Origin of the sequence: Streptomyces sp. NPDC046876 (assembly GCF_040645035.1) — a bacterium.
GTDB lineage: Bacteria > Actinomycetota > Actinomycetes > Streptomycetales > Streptomycetaceae > Streptomyces.
Genome location: NZ_JBEYXK010000075.1, coordinates 1 through 17,347, shown reverse-complemented (window position 1 = coordinate 17,347; position 17,347 = coordinate 1). Strand labels below are relative to the sequence as shown.

General features: G+C 71.9%; 19 protein-coding genes. 7 read left to right on the top strand and 12 right to left on the bottom strand.

Annotation, left to right across the window (positions count from 1 at the left end):
- Positions 1-4 precede the first annotated feature (4 nt).
- The 3 genes from ABZ924_RS28770 to ABZ924_RS28760 all read right to left on the bottom strand — a co-directional run bounded on the left by ABZ924_RS28770 (position 5) and on the right by ABZ924_RS28760 (position 1,882).
- A complete protein-coding gene (locus ABZ924_RS28770; protein WP_361915850.1) occupies positions 5-205 on the bottom strand; it encodes a hypothetical protein in 201 nt (66 codons plus the stop codon).
- Between the two features lie 163 nt (positions 206-368).
- Positions 369-488 carry an SGM_5486 family transporter-associated protein gene (locus ABZ924_RS28765; protein WP_361915847.1) on the bottom strand — a complete coding sequence of 40 codons (120 nt, stop codon included), beginning with the start codon at positions 486-488 and terminating at the stop codon, positions 369-371.
- Between the two features lie 5 nt (positions 489-493).
- Positions 494-1,882, bottom strand: coding sequence for an MFS transporter (locus tag ABZ924_RS28760; RefSeq protein WP_361915844.1), 1,389 nt, complete (start codon positions 1,880-1,882; stop codon positions 494-496).
- 60 nt (positions 1,883-1,942) lie between these two features.
- On the opposite strand from ABZ924_RS28760, the gene ABZ924_RS28755 reads away from it, so the two are divergent.
- Positions 1,943-2,614, top strand: a complete 672-nt coding sequence (locus ABZ924_RS28755; protein WP_361915841.1) for a FadR/GntR family transcriptional regulator — start codon at positions 1,943-1,945, stop codon at positions 2,612-2,614.
- Positions 2,615-2,624: 10 nt separating this feature from the next.
- On the opposite strand, the gene ABZ924_RS28750 is transcribed toward ABZ924_RS28755, so the two are convergent.
- The 3 genes from ABZ924_RS28750 to fabG all read right to left on the bottom strand — a co-directional run bounded on the left by ABZ924_RS28750 (position 2,625) and on the right by fabG (position 4,786).
- The gene (locus ABZ924_RS28750) at positions 2,625-2,918 is read right to left on the bottom strand and encodes a hypothetical protein (protein WP_361915896.1); all 294 of its coding nucleotides are present in this window, start codon (positions 2,916-2,918) and stop codon (positions 2,625-2,627) included.
- 372 nt (positions 2,919-3,290) lie between these two features.
- Positions 3,291-4,061 (bottom strand): enoyl-ACP reductase FabI, encoded by a 771-nt coding sequence (fabI, locus tag ABZ924_RS28745; protein ID WP_114057006.1) that lies wholly within the window; start codon positions 4,059-4,061, stop codon positions 3,291-3,293.
- 5 nt (positions 4,062-4,066) lie between these two features.
- Complete coding sequence (gene fabG, locus ABZ924_RS28740) at positions 4,067-4,786, bottom strand: 3-oxoacyl-[acyl-carrier-protein] reductase (RefSeq protein ID WP_361915837.1); 720 nt, start codon at positions 4,784-4,786, stop codon at positions 4,067-4,069.
- Positions 4,787-4,971: 185 nt separating this feature from the next.
- Between fabG and ABZ924_RS28735 the strand changes: the two genes are divergently transcribed.
- From ABZ924_RS28735 to tyrS, 3 genes are all read left to right on the top strand, one after another.
- Positions 4,972-6,495 (top strand): TldD/PmbA family protein, encoded by a 1,524-nt coding sequence (locus ABZ924_RS28735; protein ID WP_361915834.1) that lies wholly within the window; start codon positions 4,972-4,974, stop codon positions 6,493-6,495.
- Entirely contained in the window at positions 6,492-7,904 is a 1,413-nt protein-coding gene (locus ABZ924_RS28730; protein WP_361915831.1) for a metallopeptidase TldD-related protein, read from the top strand. The genes ABZ924_RS28735 and ABZ924_RS28730 overlap by 4 nt, the downstream gene beginning before the upstream one ends.
- Positions 7,905-7,975: 71 nt before the next feature.
- The gene (tyrS, locus tag ABZ924_RS28725; protein ID WP_361915828.1) at positions 7,976-9,244 is read left to right on the top strand and encodes a tyrosine--tRNA ligase; all 1,269 of its coding nucleotides are present in this window, start codon (positions 7,976-7,978) and stop codon (positions 9,242-9,244) included.
- 122 nt (positions 9,245-9,366) lie between these two features.
- Here the strand turns inward: tyrS and ABZ924_RS28720 are convergent, their stop codons facing one another.
- Positions 9,367-9,654 carry a GlsB/YeaQ/YmgE family stress response membrane protein gene (locus tag ABZ924_RS28720; protein ID WP_361915825.1) on the bottom strand — a complete coding sequence of 96 codons (288 nt, stop codon included), beginning with the start codon at positions 9,652-9,654 and terminating at the stop codon, positions 9,367-9,369.
- Between the two features lie 179 nt (positions 9,655-9,833).
- Here ABZ924_RS28720 and ABZ924_RS28715 point away from each other — a divergent pair, with 179 nt between their 5' ends.
- Both ABZ924_RS28715 and ABZ924_RS28710 read left to right on the top strand, forming a co-directional pair.
- Complete coding sequence (locus ABZ924_RS28715; protein ID WP_361915823.1) at positions 9,834-10,166, top strand: DUF3099 domain-containing protein; 333 nt, start codon at positions 9,834-9,836, stop codon at positions 10,164-10,166.
- A 146-nt stretch (positions 10,167-10,312) separates the two neighbouring features.
- On the top strand, positions 10,313-10,552 hold the full coding sequence (locus ABZ924_RS28710; RefSeq protein ID WP_361915820.1) for a hypothetical protein: 240 nt from the start codon (positions 10,313-10,315) through the stop codon (positions 10,550-10,552).
- Between the two features lie 90 nt (positions 10,553-10,642).
- Here ABZ924_RS28710 and moaA read toward each other — a convergent pair whose 3' ends face one another.
- From moaA to ABZ924_RS28695, 3 genes are all read right to left on the bottom strand, one after another.
- Positions 10,643-11,632: a GTP 3',8-cyclase MoaA gene (moaA, locus tag ABZ924_RS28705; protein WP_361915817.1), complete on the bottom strand. Its 990-nt coding sequence runs from the start codon at positions 11,630-11,632 to the stop codon at positions 10,643-10,645.
- A 204-nt stretch (positions 11,633-11,836) separates the two neighbouring features.
- A complete protein-coding gene (locus tag ABZ924_RS28700; protein WP_361915814.1) occupies positions 11,837-13,465 on the bottom strand; it encodes a cation acetate symporter in 1,629 nt (542 codons plus the stop codon).
- On the bottom strand, positions 13,462-13,827 hold the full coding sequence (locus ABZ924_RS28695) for a DUF485 domain-containing protein (RefSeq protein ID WP_361915812.1): 366 nt from the start codon (positions 13,825-13,827) through the stop codon (positions 13,462-13,464). The genes ABZ924_RS28700 and ABZ924_RS28695 overlap by 4 nt, the downstream gene beginning before the upstream one ends.
- 255 nt (positions 13,828-14,082) lie before the next feature.
- On the opposite strand from ABZ924_RS28695, the gene ABZ924_RS28690 reads away from it, so the two are divergent.
- Entirely contained in the window at positions 14,083-15,621 is a 1,539-nt protein-coding gene (locus tag ABZ924_RS28690; RefSeq protein ID WP_361915809.1) for a S8 family serine peptidase, read from the top strand.
- An 81-nt stretch (positions 15,622-15,702) separates the two neighbouring features.
- On the opposite strand, the gene ABZ924_RS28685 is transcribed toward ABZ924_RS28690, so the two are convergent.
- Together ABZ924_RS28685 and ABZ924_RS28680 are read right to left on the bottom strand one after the other, a co-directional pair.
- Entirely contained in the window at positions 15,703-16,746 is a 1,044-nt protein-coding gene (locus tag ABZ924_RS28685) for a zinc-dependent alcohol dehydrogenase family protein (RefSeq protein WP_361915806.1), read from the bottom strand.
- A 20-nt stretch (positions 16,747-16,766) separates the two neighbouring features.
- A partial coding sequence (locus ABZ924_RS28680; RefSeq protein ID WP_361915803.1) for a lysoplasmalogenase occupies positions 16,767-17,347 on the bottom strand: 581 nt, incomplete at its 5' end.

Here is a 17,347-nt window from a genome sequence, read left to right as displayed (position 1 = left end):
GGGATCAGCCTGCGGCGTTCAGGAGCTGTTCGGTGACGTGCACGAGCGGCGAGGTGGCCCCGGAGTGGGCATGGGCCTGGCCGGATCCGGCGAGCAGCAGCAGGAGCAGTCCGAAGGCGAGTGCGGGAAGGGCCAGCGCCCACCAGTGCAGCCGGGCGTTCGCGCCGAGGGCTCGGGGTGCGGGGGTGTGCGTGGGGGCCGACATGGCCGCCTCCGTGGGTGCTCGGGTGGGTCGGACTCGCTCCTTCGAATCTAAGGATCCGAAGGGGCGGTTCCCATCCGGGGCACACCCCAGAAGACCCTGAACCAGACCCCCTAGGGGTGGGTGGGGACAACCCCACCCTCCTGGTCGGCCGCCGTGGGAGGGGTCAGGGGGAGGCGACCGTCGCGATCACGGCGATGACCACGCTGACGACGAGCATGGCGCCGAGCACGATGCCGAGCTTCCGGCGACCGTTCTGGGGGTTGGGTTCGAGTACGGGCGACATGTCCCTCAGTCTCGCACGCCCCGTTCGTCCTCGATCGTGCGGTCCCGGCCGGCGAGGACGCCGAGGGCGATCTGCGGGACGAGCAGGCAGGTCATCAGGGTCAGCGGGAGGTCCCAGCCGCCGCTGTGCTGGTAGAGGGCGCCGATGAGGAGCGGGCCGGGGATGGAGACGAGGTAGCCGATGCTCTGGGCGAAGGCGGAGAGCCTGACGACGCCGCCGGGGGTCCGCGCCCGCAGGCCGATCATGGTGATGGCGAGCGGGAAGGCGCAGTTGGAGATGCCGAGCAGGAGGGCCCACAGCCAGGCGCCGGCCGCGGGGGCGAAGTGGAGGCCGCTGTAGCCGGCAAGGCCGAAGACGCCGAGGCCGGCGGCGATGGCGCCCTGGTGGCGCATCCGGCCCGCCAGGCTGGGGATGACGAAGGCCAGCGGGACGCCCATGACCATGGTGACGGCGAGCAGGACGCCCGCGGTGGAGGCGGAGACACCGGCGTCGCGGAAGATCTGCGACAGCCAGCCCATGGTGATGTAGGCGCCGGTGGCCTGGAGGCCGAAGTAGCCGGCGAGGGCCCAGGCGGTGCGGCTGCGGACGACGGAGGGGCCTGCGGCCGGCGCGGCGCCGGCGTCGGCGGGAGCGGCAGCAGCGTCGGCGTCGGCCGGAGCGGTGCCGTCCGGCGACGCGCCCTCTCCCGCGGAACCGCCCGCGCCCCGACCGCCGGCGCGCTGCTCGCGGCGTACGGACGCGGCGACGGGCAGCCAGGGCACGACGGCGGCCACGGCGAGGAGGGCCCAGACCAGCAGACCGGTGCGCCAGCTGCCGCCGAGGGCGGAGGTCAGCGGGACGGTCGCGGCGGCGGCGAGGGAGGTGCCGACGGCCAGGGCCATGGAGTACAGGCCGGTCATGGTGCCGACGCGGTCGGGGAACCAGCGCTTGACGATCACCGGGAGCAGCACGTTGGTCAGTGCGATGCCCGCCAGGGACAGGGCGCTGGCGGCGAGGAAGCCGGCGGCGCCGTGCGTGAAGGGGCGGATCAGCAGGCCGGCGGCGACGGCGGCCATGCCGGCGCAGACGACGGCGGCGGGGCCGAAGCGGCGGGAGAGCCGTGGGGCGGTGACGCCGAAGACGGCGAAGCACAGGGCCGGGACGGAGGTGATCAGTCCGGCGACGGTGCCGCTCATGCCGAGCCCGTCGCGGACCTCCTCGAAGAGGGCGCCGAGGCTGGTGATGGCGGGCCGCAGGTTGAGGGCGGCGAGGACGATGCCGACGACGAGGACCGGTCCGAGCCATGCGGGCGGGGCGGGCGCCGGCGCGGGGGCGGCGGGGCGGGGGCCCGGGACGGCGGGGTGCGCGGCGGGGGGCCGGTTCAGGGTCGGGGTGGGGGTCTCTTCGTCGGACATTCACCCATCATAGAATCATGGGATGATTGACTGTCCACTGCGCGATGGGATCCTGTCCGTATGCCGCTGACCTCCCCCCGCCGCTCCGCCCTGGTCGACCAGGTGATCGCCCAGCTCAGGAACCAGATCACCTCCGGCGAATGGCCGGTGGGCTCCCGCATCCCGACCGAGCCGGAGCTGGTGGAGCTGCTGGGCGTCGCCCGCAACACCGTGCGCGAGGCCGTACGGGCGCTCGCGCACAACGGGCTCCTCGACATCCGGCAGGGCTCGGGCACGTACGTCCTCGCCACCAGCGAGCTGGCCGGCGTGATGCACCGCCGCTTCGCCGGCGCCGACCCCCGGCACATCGCCGAGCTCCGCTCGACGCTGGAGTCCTCCGCGGCCCGGCTGGCGGCGGAGCGGCGCACCGAGCGGGACGTCGCCCAGCTGGACGCCCTGCTGGCGCGCCGCGAGGAGGCCTGGGCGAGCGGGGACGCGGAGGTGTTCGTCGCCGCGGACGTGGCCCTGCACATGGCGGTGGTGGCGGCCTCGCACAACGAGGTGCTGATCGAGCTGTACGCGGACCTCGGGGACCTGGTGGCCGAGTGGCTGCGCACGGACGTCGGTACGGACCTGGACGCGGCGGCGCACCTGGACCACGCCCGGCTGATCGAGGCGATCCGGCGCGGGGACGGGGACGCGGCCGCCTCGGAGGCGGCGGGCTACCCCTTCGCCTGCCTCGGCAGGCGGTAGCAGCACCCGGTCACGGCCGCTGGTGGGTGACCCAGGCCGAGCGGACTTCCTTCCAGCAGCGGCCGGTGAGCTCGACCCGCCCGGCCGGGCCCACCGGCACCGGGGCGGCGTCGGCGTCCAGGTCCCACCAGCGGTCGCACTCCACGTGCAGCCGGACCAGGTCGGTCTCCGGATAGCCGTTGTGGCAGTTGGCCAGCACCTGCGAGCCCTCGATGACGGTCTCGCAGTCCGCACCGAACAGGTCCGGGGAGACGGAGGGCGAGGGCGGCACGGGCGGCTCGACGGGGATCTCGGCCAGGTCCACGACGACCGGGGCCCCCGCCTCGGGGCCGAACGCCGGCTCGCCCGCGTCCGTCTGCGCGATCGCCCCCGGGATCAGCAGGCCCGTCAGGACCACGGAGGTGACGAGCAGCGACACCGCCCGGCTCGGCCTCGTGCCCACTGCCGTACCTCCTCGCACCGCCCGGGAAGATCCCGACCCGGTCAGTTTGCAGGCTTTGGTCCCGGTTTTCGACTCGGGAAGAGCCCGTCGCAGGGCGCACATTTGATCGGGCTTCGACCGGGTGCAGGACACGGACCGCCGCGGGCCCCCTCCTCGCGGCAGCGAAAAACGGCGGCGGCCGCGCCTCCCGGGTGGGAGGACGCAGCCGCCGCCGTACGGACGTGCCGGGCCCGGTCAGGCACCCATCGCGTGCAGACCGCCGTCCACGTGGACGATCTCGCCCGTGGTCTTCGGGAACCAGTCCGACAGCAGCGCGACGACGCCGCGGCCGGCCGGCTCCGGGTCGCTCATGTCCCACTCCAGCATGGAGCGGTGGTTCCAGGTGTCCGCCAGCTCGCCGAAGCCCGGGATGGACTTCGCGGCCATCGAGCCGAGGGGACCGGCCGAGACCAGGTTGCAGCGGATGTTCTCCTTGCCCAGGTCGCGGGCGAGGTAGCGGCTGGTCGCCTCCAGGGCGGCCTTGGCCGGGCCCATCCAGTCGTACTGGGGCCAGGCGAACTGCGCGTCGAAGGTGAGGCCGACGACGGCCGCGCCCTCCGCCGGGAACAGCGGCTTGCAGGCCATGGTCAGCGACTTCAGCGAGAACGCCGAGACGTGCATGGCGGTGGCGACCGACTCGAACGGGGTGTTGAGGAAGTTGCCGCCGAGGGCGTCCTGCGGGGCGAAGCCGATGGAGTGGACGACGCCGTCGAGGCCGCCGAGCTCGTCGCGGACCAGCTGCTCCAAGCGGCCGAGGTGCTCGTCGTTGGTGACGTCGAGCTCGATGACCTTGACCGGCTTGGGCAGCTTCTTGGCGATGCGCTCGGTCAGGGTGGGCCGCGGCCACGCGGTGAGGATGACCTCGGCACCCTGCTCCTGGGCCAGCTTGGCGACGTGGAAGGCGATGGAGGACTCCATCAGCACGCCGGTGACGAGGATGCGCTTGCCCTCGAGGATTCCGCTCATGGTGATCAGTGACCCATGCCCAATCCGCCGTCAACGGGAATGACGGCTCCAGTGATGTACGCGGCGTCGTCGGACGCCAGGAAGCTGACGGCTGCCGCGATCTCCTCGGGCTGCGCGTAGCGGGCGAGCGGCACGTTCGCCACGATGGCCGCACGCTGCTCGTCGGTGAGCACCTTCGTCATGTCGGTGTCCACGAAACCGGGGGCGACCACGTTGAAGGTGATGTTGCGCGACCCCAGCTCGCGGGCGAGGGAGCGGGCGAAGCCGACCAGGGCGGCCTTGGAGGCGGCGTAGTTGGCCTGGCCGGCCGAGCCGAGGAGGCCGACGACCGAGGAGATCAGGACGACCCGGCCCTTCTTGGCGCGGAGCATGCCGCGGTTCGCGCGCTTGACGACGCGGAAGGTGCCGGTGAGGTTGGTGTCCACGACGGAAGCGAAGTCGTCCTCGGACATGCGCATCAGCAGCGTGTCCTTGGTGATGCCGGCGTTGGCCACCAGCACCTCGACCGCGCCGTGGGTGTCCTCGATCTCCTTGTAGGCCTGCTCCACCTGCTCGGAGTCGGTGATGTCGCAGCGGACCGCCAGGACGCCGAGCGCGGTGAGCTCCTCGGGCGGCTCGCCCGAGCGGTACGTGATCGCGACCTTGTCACCCGCCTGTGCGAAGGCTCGGGCGATGGCGAGGCCGATGCCCCGGTTTCCTCCGGTGACGAGAACCGAGCGGCTCAACGGATCACCCTTTCGACTAGCGGTCTGAGTACCAGAAACCTATAGGCCGCGCCTGCCGTGCGCAGAATCGGTCTCCCACAGGGCCCGGGGACGGGCTCTGTCGAGTCCCTACAGAAAGTGGTAGGCACGAGCGCCCCGGGCGCGCCATGATCGGGGGGACCGGCCCCGACCTCGGGAGGAATTCCGTGCCCCATTCCATCGACGCGGCCTTCACCGCGCTGCCCTTGAGGGCGCTCGCCGACGCGGCGCTCGCCCGGGCCCGCGCGCTGGGCTCCGAGCACGCCGACTTCCGGCTGGAGCGCATCCGCAGCGCCTCCTGGCGCCTGCGGGACGCCAAGCCGGCCGGCGGGTCCGACACCACCGACCTCGGGTTCGCCGTTCGCGTGGTGCACGGGGGCGCCTGGGGGTTCGCCTCCGGTGTGGACCTGACCATGGACGGCGCCGCCCGGGTGGCTTCGCAGGCCGTGGCCATGGCGAAGCTGTCGGCCCAGGTGATCAAGGCGGCGGGGTCCGACGAGAGGGTCGAGCTCGCCGACGAGCCGGTGCACTCCGACAAGACGTGGGTCTCCGCCTACGACGTCGACCCCTTCGAGGTGCCGGACGCGGACAAGGCGGCCCTGCTGGCCGACTGGAGCTCGCGCCTGCTGGCCGCCGACGGGGTCGCGCACGTGGACGCGTCCCTCCTCGCCGTGCACGAGAACAAGTTCTACGCCGACACCGCGGGCACGACGACCACCCAGCAGCGGGTGCGGATCCACCCGCAGCTCACCGCGGTCGCCGTGAACGCCGACACCGGCGAGTTCGACTCGATGCGCACCATCGCCCCGCCGACCGGCCGCGGCTGGGAGTACCTGACCGGCACCGGCTGGGACTGGGACTCCGAGCTCGAGGAGATCCCCTCCCTGCTCGCCGAGAAGATGCGCGCGCCGGGCGTCGAGGCCGGCCGGTACGACCTGGTCGTCGACCCGTCCAACCTGTGGCTCACCATCCACGAGTCCATCGGCCACGCCACCGAGCTCGACCGGGCGCTGGGCTACGAGGCCGCGTACGCGGGCACCTCCTTCGCCACCTTCGACCAGCTGGGCACGCTCAAGTACGGCTCCGCGATCATGAACGTGACCGGTGACCGCACCGCCGAGCACGGCCTGGCCACCGTCGGCTTCGACGACGAGGGCGTCCAGGCGCAGAGCTGGGACCTGGTCAAGGACGGCACCCTGGTCGGCTACCAGCTGGACCGGCGGATCGCGCGCCTGACGGGCCTGGGCCGCTCCAACGGCTGCGCCTTCGCCGACTCCCCCGGGCACGTGCCCGTCCAGCGCATGGCGAACGTCTCGCTGCAGCCGGATCCGGGCGGGCTGTCCACCGAGGACCTGATCGGCGGGGTCGAGCGCGGCATCTACGTGGTCGGCGACCGCTCCTGGTCGATCGACATGCAGCGCTACAACTTCCAGTTCACGGGGCAGCGGTTCTTCCGCATCGAGAACGGCCGGCTGGCCGGCCAGCTGCGCGACGTCGCCTACCAGGCCACCACCACCGACTTCTGGGGCTCCATGGAGAAGGTCGGCGGCCCGCAGACGTACGTGCTGGGGGGTGCCTTCAACTGCGGCAAGGCCCAGCCGGGCCAGGTCGCGGCGGTCTCGCACGGCTGCCCGTCCGCGCTGTTCCGCGACGTGAACATCCTGAACACCACCCAGGAGGCCGGCCGATGAGCACGCTTTCGAACGGACGCACCAAGCCCCACGAGATCATCGAGCGGGCCCTGGAGCTGTCCACCGCCGACGGCTGCGTCGTCATCGCCGACGAGGAGTCGTCGGCCAACCTGCGCTGGGCGGGCAACGCGCTCACCACCAACGGCGTCACCCGGGGCCGGACCCTGACGGTCATCGCCACGGTCGACGGCAAGGAGGGCACGGCCTCGGGGGTCGTCACGCGCTCCGCCGTGACCGCCGAGGAGCTGGAGCCGCTGGTCCGGGCCGCCGAGGCGGCCGCCCGCGGCGCGGGCCCGGCGGAGGACGCGCAGCCGCTGGTCACCGGGACCCCGTCCTCGCCGGACTTCGCCGACGCCCCCGCCGAGACCTCCTCGGCGGTGTTCGCGGACTTCGCCCCGGCCCTCGGCGAGGCCTTCGCCCGGGCCCGGGCGGGCGGCCGGGAGCTGTACGGCTTCGCCCACCACACGATGGTCTCCACGTACGTCGGGACCTCGACCGGGCTGCGGCTGCGCCACGACCAGCCCAACGGCACCCTGGAGGTCAACGCCAAGTCCCCCGACCGGCAGCGCTCGGCCTGGGCCGGCCGCTCCACGCGGGACTTCAAGGACGTGGACCCGACGGCGCTGGACGCGGAGCTCGCCGTACGGCTGGGCTGGGCGCAGCGGCGGATCGACCTGCCGGCCGGGCGGTACGAGACGCTGCTGCCCCCGACGGCCGTGGCCGACCTGCTGATCTACCAGATGTGGTCCGCGGCGGCCCGGGACGCGGTGGAGGGCCGGACGGTGTTCTCCAAGCCCGGCGGGGGCACCCGGCTGGGCGAGAAGCTGTCGCAGCTGCCGCTGACCCTGCGCAGCGACCCGAACGCGCCGGGCCTGGAGTCGGCGCCGTTCGTGATCGCGCACAGCTCGGGCGACGACGCGTCGGTGTTCGACAACGGCCTGCCGGTCCCGGCGACCGACTGGATCAAGGACGGCGAGCTGGCCCGGCTGACCACGACCCGGCACACCGCGGCCCTGACGGGGCAGCCGCTCTCCCCCGGCTTCGGCAACCTGCTCCTGGACGGCGGCGGGGACAAGTCGCTGGAGGAGATGGTCGCCGACACAGGCCACCATGGGCACGGCCTGCTGCTGACGTGCCTGTGGTACATCCGTGAGGTGGACCCGGCGACACTGCTGCTGACGGGCCTGACCCGGGACGGCGTCTACCTCGTGGAGAACGGGGAGGTCGTCGGCGAGGTCAACAACTTCCGCTTCAACGAGTCCCCCGTGGACCTGCTGTCGCGGGCCACGGAGGCCGGCCGGACGGAGAAGACCCTGCCCCGCGAGTGGAGCGACTGGTTCACCCGGACCGCCATGCCGGCCCTGCGTATCCCGGATTTCAACATGAGTTCGGTCAGCAAGGGCGTCTGACCACCTAGAATGTGCGTCGAACCCCTCATCCGCACCCCTACTCACTCCATCCTTCAAGGAGAGTCACGACCGTGACGGACATCGTCGACGAACTGAAGTGGCGGGGCCTTTTCGCCCAGTCCACCGATGAAGAAGCGCTGCGCAAGGCCTTCGCGGACGGTCCTGTCACGTTCTATTGCGGGTTCGACCCGACAGCGGCGTCCCTGCACGTGGGCCACCTCGTGCAGGTCCTGACCGTACGCCGGCTCCAGCAGGCCGGGCACCGGCCGCTGGCGCTGGTCGGCGGGGCCACCGGCCAGATCGGCGACCCGCGCCCGACCGCCGAGCGCACCCTGAACGACCCGGAGACCGTCGCGAACTGGGTGACGCGCCTGCGCACCCAGATCGAGCCGTTCCTGTCCTTCGAGGGCGAGAACGCGGCGGTCATGGTGAACAACCTGGACTGGACGGCGGGCCTGTCCGCCATCGAGTTCCTGCGGGACATCGGCAAGCACTTCCGCGTCAACAAGATGCTGACCAAGGACTCCGTCGCCCGCCGGCTGGAGTCCCAGGAGGGCATCAGCTACACCGAGTTCAGCTACCAGCTGCTCCAGGGCATGGACTTCCTGGAGCTGTACCGGCGCCACGGGTGCACGCTCCAGCAGGGCGGCTCGGACCAGTGGGGCAACCTGGTGGCCGGCCTCGACCTGATCCACAAGCTGGAGCCGGAGGCGCAGGTCCACGCGCTGGCGACCCCGCTGATGGTGAAGGCGGACGGCACCAAGTTCGGCAAGACCGAGAGCGGCGCCGTCTGGCTCGACCCGGAGATGACCACGCCGTACGCGTTCTACCAGTTCTGGCTGAACGTGGACGACCGGGACGTCTCGACGTACCTGCGGATCCTGTCCTTCAAGTCCCGCGAGGAGCTGGAGGAGCTGGAGCGGCAGACCGCCGAGCGGCCGCAGGCACGCGCCGCCCAGCGGGCGCTGGCGGAGGAGCTGACCACCCTGGTGCACGGCGCCGACCAGTGCGCGGCCGTGATCGCCGCGTCGAAGGCGCTGTTCGGCCAGGGCGAGCTGGCGGAGCTGGACGAGGCCACGCTGGCCGCGGCCCTGTCCGAGCTGCCGCAGGCGAAGGTCTCCGAGCCGGGTCTCGTGGTGGACCTGTTCGCGGAGACCGGGCTGGTCGCGAGCAAGTCGGCCGGCCGCCGGACCGTGAAGGAGGGCGGTGCCTACGTGAACAACGTGAAGGTCACCGCCGAGGACGCGGTCCCGGCCGCGGAGGACCTGCTGCACGGGCGCTGGCTGGTGCTGCGCCGCGGCAAGAAGAACCTGGCCGCGGTGGAGGTCACGGGCGCCTGAGGGACCCGTACCGTACCGGCCCGTCCCGCACCGGGGAGGGCCGGCACGGGGAGACACGGCGCAGGGGCCGGTCCGGACGCACACCGTCCGGCCGGCCCCTGCGGCATGCCGCGGCCGGGCCCTCAGGTCGTCGTCGTCTGCTTCCTCCGGTTGCCCCACAGGGACATGTAGAGCATGTCGCCGAGGCCCACGATCAGGATCGCTCCGGCCAGCTGGAGCAGGTGCCGGATCCAGTCGATGCCCCTGGTCTCCTCGACGCCGATCCAGCCGGAGACGGCGTTGCCGAGGATGGCGCCGGCGATGCCGAACAGGGTGGTCAGCCAGAGCGGCTGGTGCTGTTTGCCCGGCAGGATGGCCCGGGCTATGAGGCCCAGGACGAAACCTACGATGATCGCCCACAACCACTGCATGTCGAGCCTCCTCGTGGCGCGTCGTGCGCATGTGGGCCCAGTGTCGACCCGTCCGGCGTAGCGCGCATGTCGGACGGCTGCGTTCGGGGCACCCCCTCTCCTCCTTGCCGCAGGGCGCGGCGTACGGTGGGAGGGACCGGACCGGGGAATGTCCGGCGCATCGGATCGGGCGGTGGAGCGTGCTGCGGAAGAAGCGGAACGGGGCCGAGGTCTTCCGGATCACCGGGGCCCGGATGGGCCTCGCGGAGGACGTGCGCGGGCGCCAGCGCCGGTACGTGGTCTCGATGGCGATCAGGACGCTGTCGGTCCTGGCGACCGTGGTGCTGTGGAACGTGCAGCGCCCCGTGGCCGTCGTGACGCTCGTCGCGGGTGCGCTGCTGCCGTACGTGGCCGTCGTCATCGCCAACGCGGGGCGCGAGTCGACGCCCACGCTGCCCTCGAACTTCATCCCCTCGCCTGTGCGTCCGGCACTGGGCGCGGGAAACCTCAAGAAAAGCTCAGATCAATCATGAAGTTCCGGTGCACTGCACCGGGTCCTGCGTGACATACTGCCTACGCGCTCCGCATCCCCCGTCGGAGCGACGGACCGACGCCGGGCAGCTCCCCCCGTGGCTGCTCGGCGTCGCCCTTTCCCTGGGGCGGTTTGTAGGGTTGGGGCGTGAACTCCCCTGACTCTCCCGAGACTCCCACCTGCTCCGCCAAGGGCTGCCGCGACGCGGCCGTCTGGGTCCTGGCATGGAACAACCCGAAGCTGCACGCGCCGGAGCGCCGCAAGACCTGGCTGGCGTGCGAGGAGCACCGCGAGCACCTCTCGCAGTTCCTCGGGGTCCGCGGCTTCCTGAAGGACGTCGTGAAGCTCGACGAGTGGGTCCAGCCGGAGGGCTCGGAGCGCCCGTAGCGCCCCCGGCCGGCAGACAGCACAACAGCAGCAGTGCGGCCGGCCCGTCGAGGAACGGGCCGGCCGCACGCGGTTGCGGGGTGGGGGCGGTCAGCCGCCGATCGCCGACATCGGGCGGTCGGGCTGGAGGAAGCTCGGGTCGTCGAGGCCGGAGCCGGCCTTCTTGCCCCACATCGCCACCTTCCACAGGCGGGCGATCTCCTCGTCCGGGGCGCCGGAGCGCAGCGCGCCGCGCAGGTCGGACTCCTCGGTGGCGAAGAGGCAGGTGCGGATCTGGCCGTCGGCGGTGAGCCGGGTGCGGTCGCAGGCCCCGCAGAAGGGGCGGGTCACGGAGGCGATGACGCCGACGGTGGCCGGGCCGCCGTCGACGAGCCAGCGCTCGGCGGGGGCGGAGCCGCGCTCCTCGGCGCCCTCCTCGGTGAGGGTGAAGCGGGTGCGCAGGGAGGCCAGGATGTCGCCGGCGGTGATCATGCCGTCGCGCTTCCAGCCGTGCTGGGCGTCCAGCGGCATCTGCTCGATGAAGCGGAGCTCGTAGCCGTTGTCGACGGCCCAGGCCAGCAGGTCGGGGGCCTCGTCCTCGTTCAGGCCGGGCATCAGGACGGCGTTGACCTTGACGGGGGTCAGGCCGGCCTCGCGGGCGGCGGCCATGCCGTCGAGGACGTCGTGGTGGCGGTCACGGCGGGTGAGGGTCTTGAAGACGTCGGGCCGCAGGGTGTCGAGGGAGACGTTGACCCGGTCCAGTCCGGCGGCCTTGAGCGCCTGTGCGGTGCGCTTGAGGCCTATGCCGTTGGTGGTCAGCGACATCTTGGGGCGGGGCTCCAGGGCCGCGCACTGCTCGACGATCCCCACCAGGCCGGGGCGCAGCAGCGGCTCGCCGCCGGTGAAGCGGACCTCGGTGATGCCCAGCTGCGTGACGGCGATGCGTATCAGCCGGACGATCTCCTCGTCGCTCAGCAGGTCCGACTTGCCGAGCCACTGCAGGCCTTCCTCGGGCATGCAGTACGTACAGCGCAGGTTGCACCGGTCGGTGAGTGAGACGCGCAGGTCAGTGGCCACGCGGCCGTAGGTGTCGAGAAGCACTGTGGGCCCCCCTCCCTGTCCGGTTCCAAGAGGTCCGCGCCGCCGTGATGGAGTGTGCATGCGCTGTGATCGAGCCTACGCGACGGCTGTGTCTTCTTGTGATACCCGATTGAACGAGAGGCGACGCGGCCGTGTCGTAGGGACGTACGACACGGCCACGCTGGGTGTTCGGGCCCTCTCACAGGAGTACGGGCAGCGCGGCCGTCAGTGCGCACCCGTGCCGGTGAGGGAGCGGACCTCGAGCTCCGCGAACTTCTTGGGGTCGGCCTCCTCCTTGGACAGTACGGTGCCCAGCCAGCCCAGCAGGAAGCCGAGGGGGATGGAGATGATGCCGGGGTTCTCCAGGGGGAACCAGTAGAAGTCGGCTTCCTTGAACATCGAGGTGGGCTTGCCGGAGACGACCGGGGAGAAGAGCACCAGGACGACCGAGGAGACCAGGCCGCCGTAGATCGACCACAGGGCGCCGCGGGTGGTGAACCGCTTCCAGAAGAGGCTGTAGAGGATCGTCGGCAGGTTGGCGGAGGCCGCGACGGCGAAGGCGAGGGCGACCAGGCCGGCGACGTTGAGGTCGCGGGCGAGGGCCCCGAGGCCGATGGCGACGGCGCCGATGACCACGGTGGACCAGCGGGCGGCCCGGACCTCCTCCTGCTCGGTGGCGTTGCCCTTGCGGATCACGTTCACGTACAGGTCGTGGGCGAAGGACGAGGAGGAGGCGAGGGTGAGCCCGGCGACCACGGCGAGGATGGTGGCGAAGGCGACGGCCGAGATCACGGCGAGCAGGACCGCGCCGCCGGTGGAGCCGGCTCCGCCGCCGAGCTCCTGGGCGACGAGCGGGGCGGCGGTGTTGCCGGCCTTGTTGGAGGCGATGATGTCGGTCCGCTTGAGCAGGGCGGCGGCGCCGAAGCCGAGGGCGATGGTCATCAGGTAGAAGGCGCCGATGATGCCGATGGCCCAGTTGACGGACTTGCGGGCGGCCTTGGCGGTGGGAACCGTGTAGAAGCGGATCAGGATGTGCGGCAGCCCGGCGGTGCCGAGCACCAGGGCCAGGCCGAGCGAGATGAAGTCCAGCTTGGTGGTGGGGTCCTTGCCGTACTTCAGGCCGGGTTCGAGGAACTTGGCGCCCTGGCCGCTGTTCTCGGCGGCCTTGCCCAGCAGGTCGGAGATGTTGAAGTGGAACTTCAGCAGGACCAGGAAGGTGATCAGCAGGGCGCCCGCAATGAGCAGCACCGCCTTGATCATCTGGACCCAGGTGGTGCCCTTCATGCCGCCGATGGTCACGTAGACGATCATCAGTACGCCGACCAGCGCGACCACGGCGACCTTGCCGCCGTCGCTGGTGATGCCGAGCAGCAGCGAGACGAGGACGCCGGCGCCGGCCATCTGGGCGAGCAGGTAGAAGATCGAGACCACGATGGTGGAGGTGCCGGCGGCGGTGCGGACCGGGCGCTGGCGCATCCGGAACGCGAGCACGTCGCCCATCGTGTAGCGGCCGGAGTTGCGCAGCGGCTCGGCGACCAGCAGCAGGGCCACGAGCCAGGCGACGAGGAAGCCGATGGAGTAGAGGAAGCCGTCGTAGCCGAAGAGTGCGATGGCGCCGGCGATGCCGAGGAAGGACGCGGCGGACATGTAGTCGCCGGAGATGGCCAGGCCGTTCTGGAAGCCGGTGAACTGGCGGCCGCCCGCGTAGAAGTCGGCGGCGTCGCGGGTCTGGCGGCCGGCCCAGATCGTGATGATCAGGGTGGCGACGACGAACAGCCCGAACAGGGTGATGATCAGCGGCCGGTGCTCGGTGGCCCCGGCGGCCGTCGTGGTGGCGTGGAGGGCGCCGCTCATGCGTCGGCCTCCATCCGCTCCTTGATCGCCCCGGCCTGCGGGTCGAGCTTGGCGGCGGCGTGGCGGGAGTACAGCCAGGCGATGAGGAACGTCGTGGCGAACTGGCCGAGGCCGAGGACGAGCGCGACGTTGATGTTGCCGAACAGCTTGGTCCCCATGAAGCCGCCGGCGTAGTTGGACAGCAGCACGTACAGCAGGTACCAGGCGATGAAGGCCACCGTGAGCGGGAAGGCGAACGCGCGGTGCGAGCGGCGCAGCGCGGCGAACTCGGGGCTGTGCTGGACGGCTTCGAACTGTTCGGCCGTGGGACGTGCCGTGGGCGTTCCCGCGCTGCCCGGCGGCGGCGCTGCTTGGGTGGTCACGGGGGGCTCTCCTTGTGACGCGGGTGCGGTGGGGACGGACAAATCAACCTCCGTGTGGGGGAACGGCGTGCCGGTCCCCCTGACAACGGCACGGCCGAAGCGTCGGGACGGTTCAACGCCCGCTGATTCTTTGGAAACTGATTTCTCGAACTCATGGCGCAAAGGCGAACGTCAGCGCTAGGTTCGCCTGTCATGAACCCGTCGTCCTGCGCGACCGCGCGCGGACGACTTTTTCACGGATGATGTGGAGAACCCATGGCTCATCTGGGATCCGGCCGCCGGCGCCTCGCCGTACCGGTCGGCCTGGCGCTCACCGCCTCCCTCGCCTTCCTTCCCTCCGTCGCGGCCTCGGCCGCCCCGGTGGGCACCACGGCGGGCGCGACGGCTGCGAAGCCCGACACCACCGGCCCGAAGCTGTCGTACGTGGCGAACCTGACCGCGTACGGCACCGCGAACCAGGCGAAGGAGGCCATCGAGGCCGCGGGCGGCACGGTGGTGACGGCCTACGACCAGATCGGCGTGGTCGTCGCACACTCCCAGAACCCCGAGTTCGCCAAGACGCTGCGGGCGCAGCGCAACCTCTTCGTGTCGGTCGGCGCCACCCGTACGGCCCCCCTGAAGACGGTGCAGACCACCGACGAGGGCACCACCCAGAAGCTCAGCGCGGCGGACGCCGCCAAGTCCGCGGCGGTGGCCGCGGAGGGGCAGGAGCCGCTGGAGCCCAACCAGTGGGACCTGCGGGCGATCAAGGCCGACGAGGCTCACAAGATCAACGATGGCAGCCCGGACGTGACGGTGGGCGTCATCGACACGGGTGTCGACGACACCCACCCGGATCTCGCACCGAACTTCGCCGCGAACAAGTCGGCGAACTGCGTCGGGGGCGTCGCCGACACCTCCGCCGGCGCCTGGCGCCCGTACGCGGACGGCAGCGACCACGGCACCCACGTGGCCGGCACCATCGCGGCCGCCCGCAACGGCATCGGCGTCTCGGGCGTCGCGCCGGGCGTGAAGCTCGCCGCCATCAAGGTGAGCGAGCCGGGCACCAGCCTGTTCTTCACCGAGGCGGTCGTCTGCGGCTTCGTCTTCGCCGCCGAGCACGGCATCGACGTGACGAACAACAGCTACTACGTCGACCCGTGGTACTTCAACTGCAAGAACGACGACGACCAGAAGGCCCTCGTCGAGGCGATAACCCGGGCGACCCGCTACGCGGAGCGCAAGGGCACCCTCAACGTGGCCTCGGCCGGCAACTCCAACTGGGACCTGTCGGCGGACTCGATCGAGGACACGACCAGCCCCGACGACGGCACCGCCGTGACGCGCACCATCAACCCGCACGAGTGCCTGGACCTGCCGACGCAGCTGCCGGGCGTCGTCACGGTCTCCGCCACCGGTGACAAGGGCTTCCGCTCGTACTACTCCAGCTACGGCCTCGGCGTCGTCGACGTGGCCGGCCCCGGCGGCGACAAGTGGCAGGTCCCGGCCACCCCGGACGCCAACGGCCGCGTCCTGTCCACTCTCCCGGGCGGCGGCTGGGGCTACAAGCAGGGCACCTCGATGGCCGCCCCGCACGTCTCGGGCGTCGCGGCGCTGCTCAAGAGCGCCCACCCGAAGGCCACGCCGGCGCAGCTGCAGCGGATGCTGAAGGAGCAGGCCACCAAGGCGACCTGCCCGACGCAGGTGTACGACAACACGGGCAAGCTGATCGACGCCACCACCTGCGAGAGCAAGTGGGGCCAGACGGGCTACTACGGCTACGGCGTCGTGGACGCGCTGAAGGCCGTCAAGTAACCCTTCCACGGCGAACGCACCGAGGGGCCGGCCGGGGATTCCTCCCCGGCCGGCCCCTCCGGCCGTTCACGCGGGCGGGCGTCAGGGGGTGATGATCACCTTCAGGGCGCTGCGGTCGTCCATCGCGCGGTAGCCGTCCGGGACCTCGTCCAGGGACACGGCCCGGTCGAAGACGGGCGCCGGGTCGATCGCGCCGCTCAGCACGTCCTCGAGCAGCTCCGGGATGTACGCGCGCACCGGGGCCACGCCGCCGCGCAGGCTGATGTTGCGGTCGAACATCGCGTCGAGGTCGAGGCCGGTGGCGCTGCCGTGCGGGACGCCGACGTAGCCGATGGTGCCGCCGTCGCGGGTGATCCGCACGGCGGTGCGCATGGACTGCTCGGTGCCGACCGCCTCGATGACGGCGTGCGCGCCCTGGCCGCCGGTGAGCTCGCGCACGGCGGCCTCCGCGGCCTCGCCGCGCTCGGCGACCACGTCGGTGGCGCCGAAGCGCTTGGCGATGTCCGTACGGACGCTGTGCCGGCCCAGGGCGATGATCCGCTCGGCGCCGAGCCGCTTGGCGGCGAGCACGCCGCACAGGCCCACCGCGCCGTCGCCGACGACGGCCACGGTGGAGCCCTTGCGCACGCCCGCACCGAGCGCGGCGTGGTGGCCGGTGCCCAGGACGTCGGAGAGGGCGAGCAGCCCGGTCAGCAGGTGGTCGTCGGAGGCGGCCTCGGCGGGCAGCTTGACGAGGGTGCCGTCGGCGTACGGCACGCGGACGGCCTCGCCCTGGCCGCCGTCGTGGCCGACCGAGCCCCAGAAGCCGCCGTGCACGCAGGAGGTGTACAGGCCCTCGGAACAGAAGTCGCAGGTGCCGTCGGACCAGACGAAGGGGGCCACCACGAGGTCTCCGGCCTTCAGGCCGGAGACGGCGGAGCCGGTCTCCTCGACGATGCCGAGGAACTCGTGGCCGATGCGCTGGCCGGGCTCGCGTGCGGCCTCGCCGCGGTAGGCCCACAGGTCGCTGCCGCAGATGCAGGCACGCAGCACGCGGACGACGGCGTCCTCGGGGCGCTGGATCGCAGCGTCGGGCACCTCCTCCACGCGTATGTCGTGCGGGGCGTGGATGACGGTGGCGCGCATGGTGGTGCAGCCCTCCGGGGTCAGGTCGGGATTTCTGTACCGGCAGGTCGTGCCGGGTCGACCTCCCTACGGTACGCCCTTGCGGCGAGTGCCCCGCCGGCCAGCAGGTACTGGGCCGCCGCGTAGGTGGCCATGATCCAGAAGTCGGGGCGGGGCAGCTGCGGCCATGCGGCGACCCCGGTGGCGATCAGCGAGTCGGAGAGCAGGAACAGCGCCCCGCCGAGCCCGGCCCGCGGCCCGAAGACGCTGGAGCGGTAGGCCATGGCGGTCAGCAGCAGGCTGTAGCAGGCGACGGGGATCCGCAGCGCCGCCGGCAGGTCGGACCACAGCAGGCCGACGGTGCCGAGGAGGGCGGCGGCGTACGCGGCCCCGAGCCCGGGATGCGTCCGGCCGCGGCCGAAGAGCACGAGGTAGCAGACGTGCCCGGCGGCGAAGGAGCCCATGCCGATCAGGAAGGCGGGCTCGGCGTCGAAGAGCAGGGCCAGGTCCCCGCCCCAGCCGAAGAGCAGGGCCGCCACCAGCAGCCGCGGGGCCCGGGGGCGGGTGAGGACGTACGCGACGAGCAGCGGCATCAGCAGTGGCTTGGCGAGGACGTGCCCGG

What these genes read in the sequence shown, in the direction of transcription:
- ABZ924_RS28770 (WP_361915850.1), bottom strand. Translation starts at nt 205, where the DNA reads ATGTCGGCCCCCACGCACACCCCCGCACCCCGAGCCCTCGGCGCGAAC.
- ABZ924_RS28765 (WP_361915847.1), bottom strand. Translation starts at nt 488, where the DNA reads ATGTCGCCCGTACTCGAACCCAACCCCCAGAACGGTCGCCGGAAGCTC.
- ABZ924_RS28760 (WP_361915844.1), bottom strand. Translation starts at nt 1,882, where the DNA reads ATGTCCGACGAAGAGACCCCCACCCCGACCCTGAACCGGCCCCCCGCC.
- ABZ924_RS28755 (WP_361915841.1), top strand. Translation starts at nt 1,943, where the DNA reads ATGCCGCTGACCTCCCCCCGCCGCTCCGCCCTGGTCGACCAGGTGATC.
- fabI (WP_114057006.1), bottom strand. Translation starts at nt 4,061, where the DNA reads ATGAGCGGAATCCTCGAGGGCAAGCGCATCCTCGTCACCGGCGTGCTG.
- ABZ924_RS28730 (WP_361915831.1), top strand. Translation starts at nt 6,492, where the DNA reads ATGAGCACGCTTTCGAACGGACGCACCAAGCCCCACGAGATCATCGAG.
- ABZ924_RS28720 (WP_361915825.1), bottom strand. Translation starts at nt 9,654, where the DNA reads ATGCAGTGGTTGTGGGCGATCATCGTAGGTTTCGTCCTGGGCCTCATA.
- ABZ924_RS28700 (WP_361915814.1), bottom strand. Translation starts at nt 13,465, where the DNA reads ATGAGCGGCGCCCTCCACGCCACCACGACGGCCGCCGGGGCCACCGAG.
- ABZ924_RS28690 (WP_361915809.1), top strand. Translation starts at nt 14,083, where the DNA reads ATGGCTCATCTGGGATCCGGCCGCCGGCGCCTCGCCGTACCGGTCGGC.
- ABZ924_RS28685 (WP_361915806.1), bottom strand. Translation starts at nt 16,746, where the DNA reads ATGCGCGCCACCGTCATCCACGCCCCGCACGACATACGCGTGGAGGAG.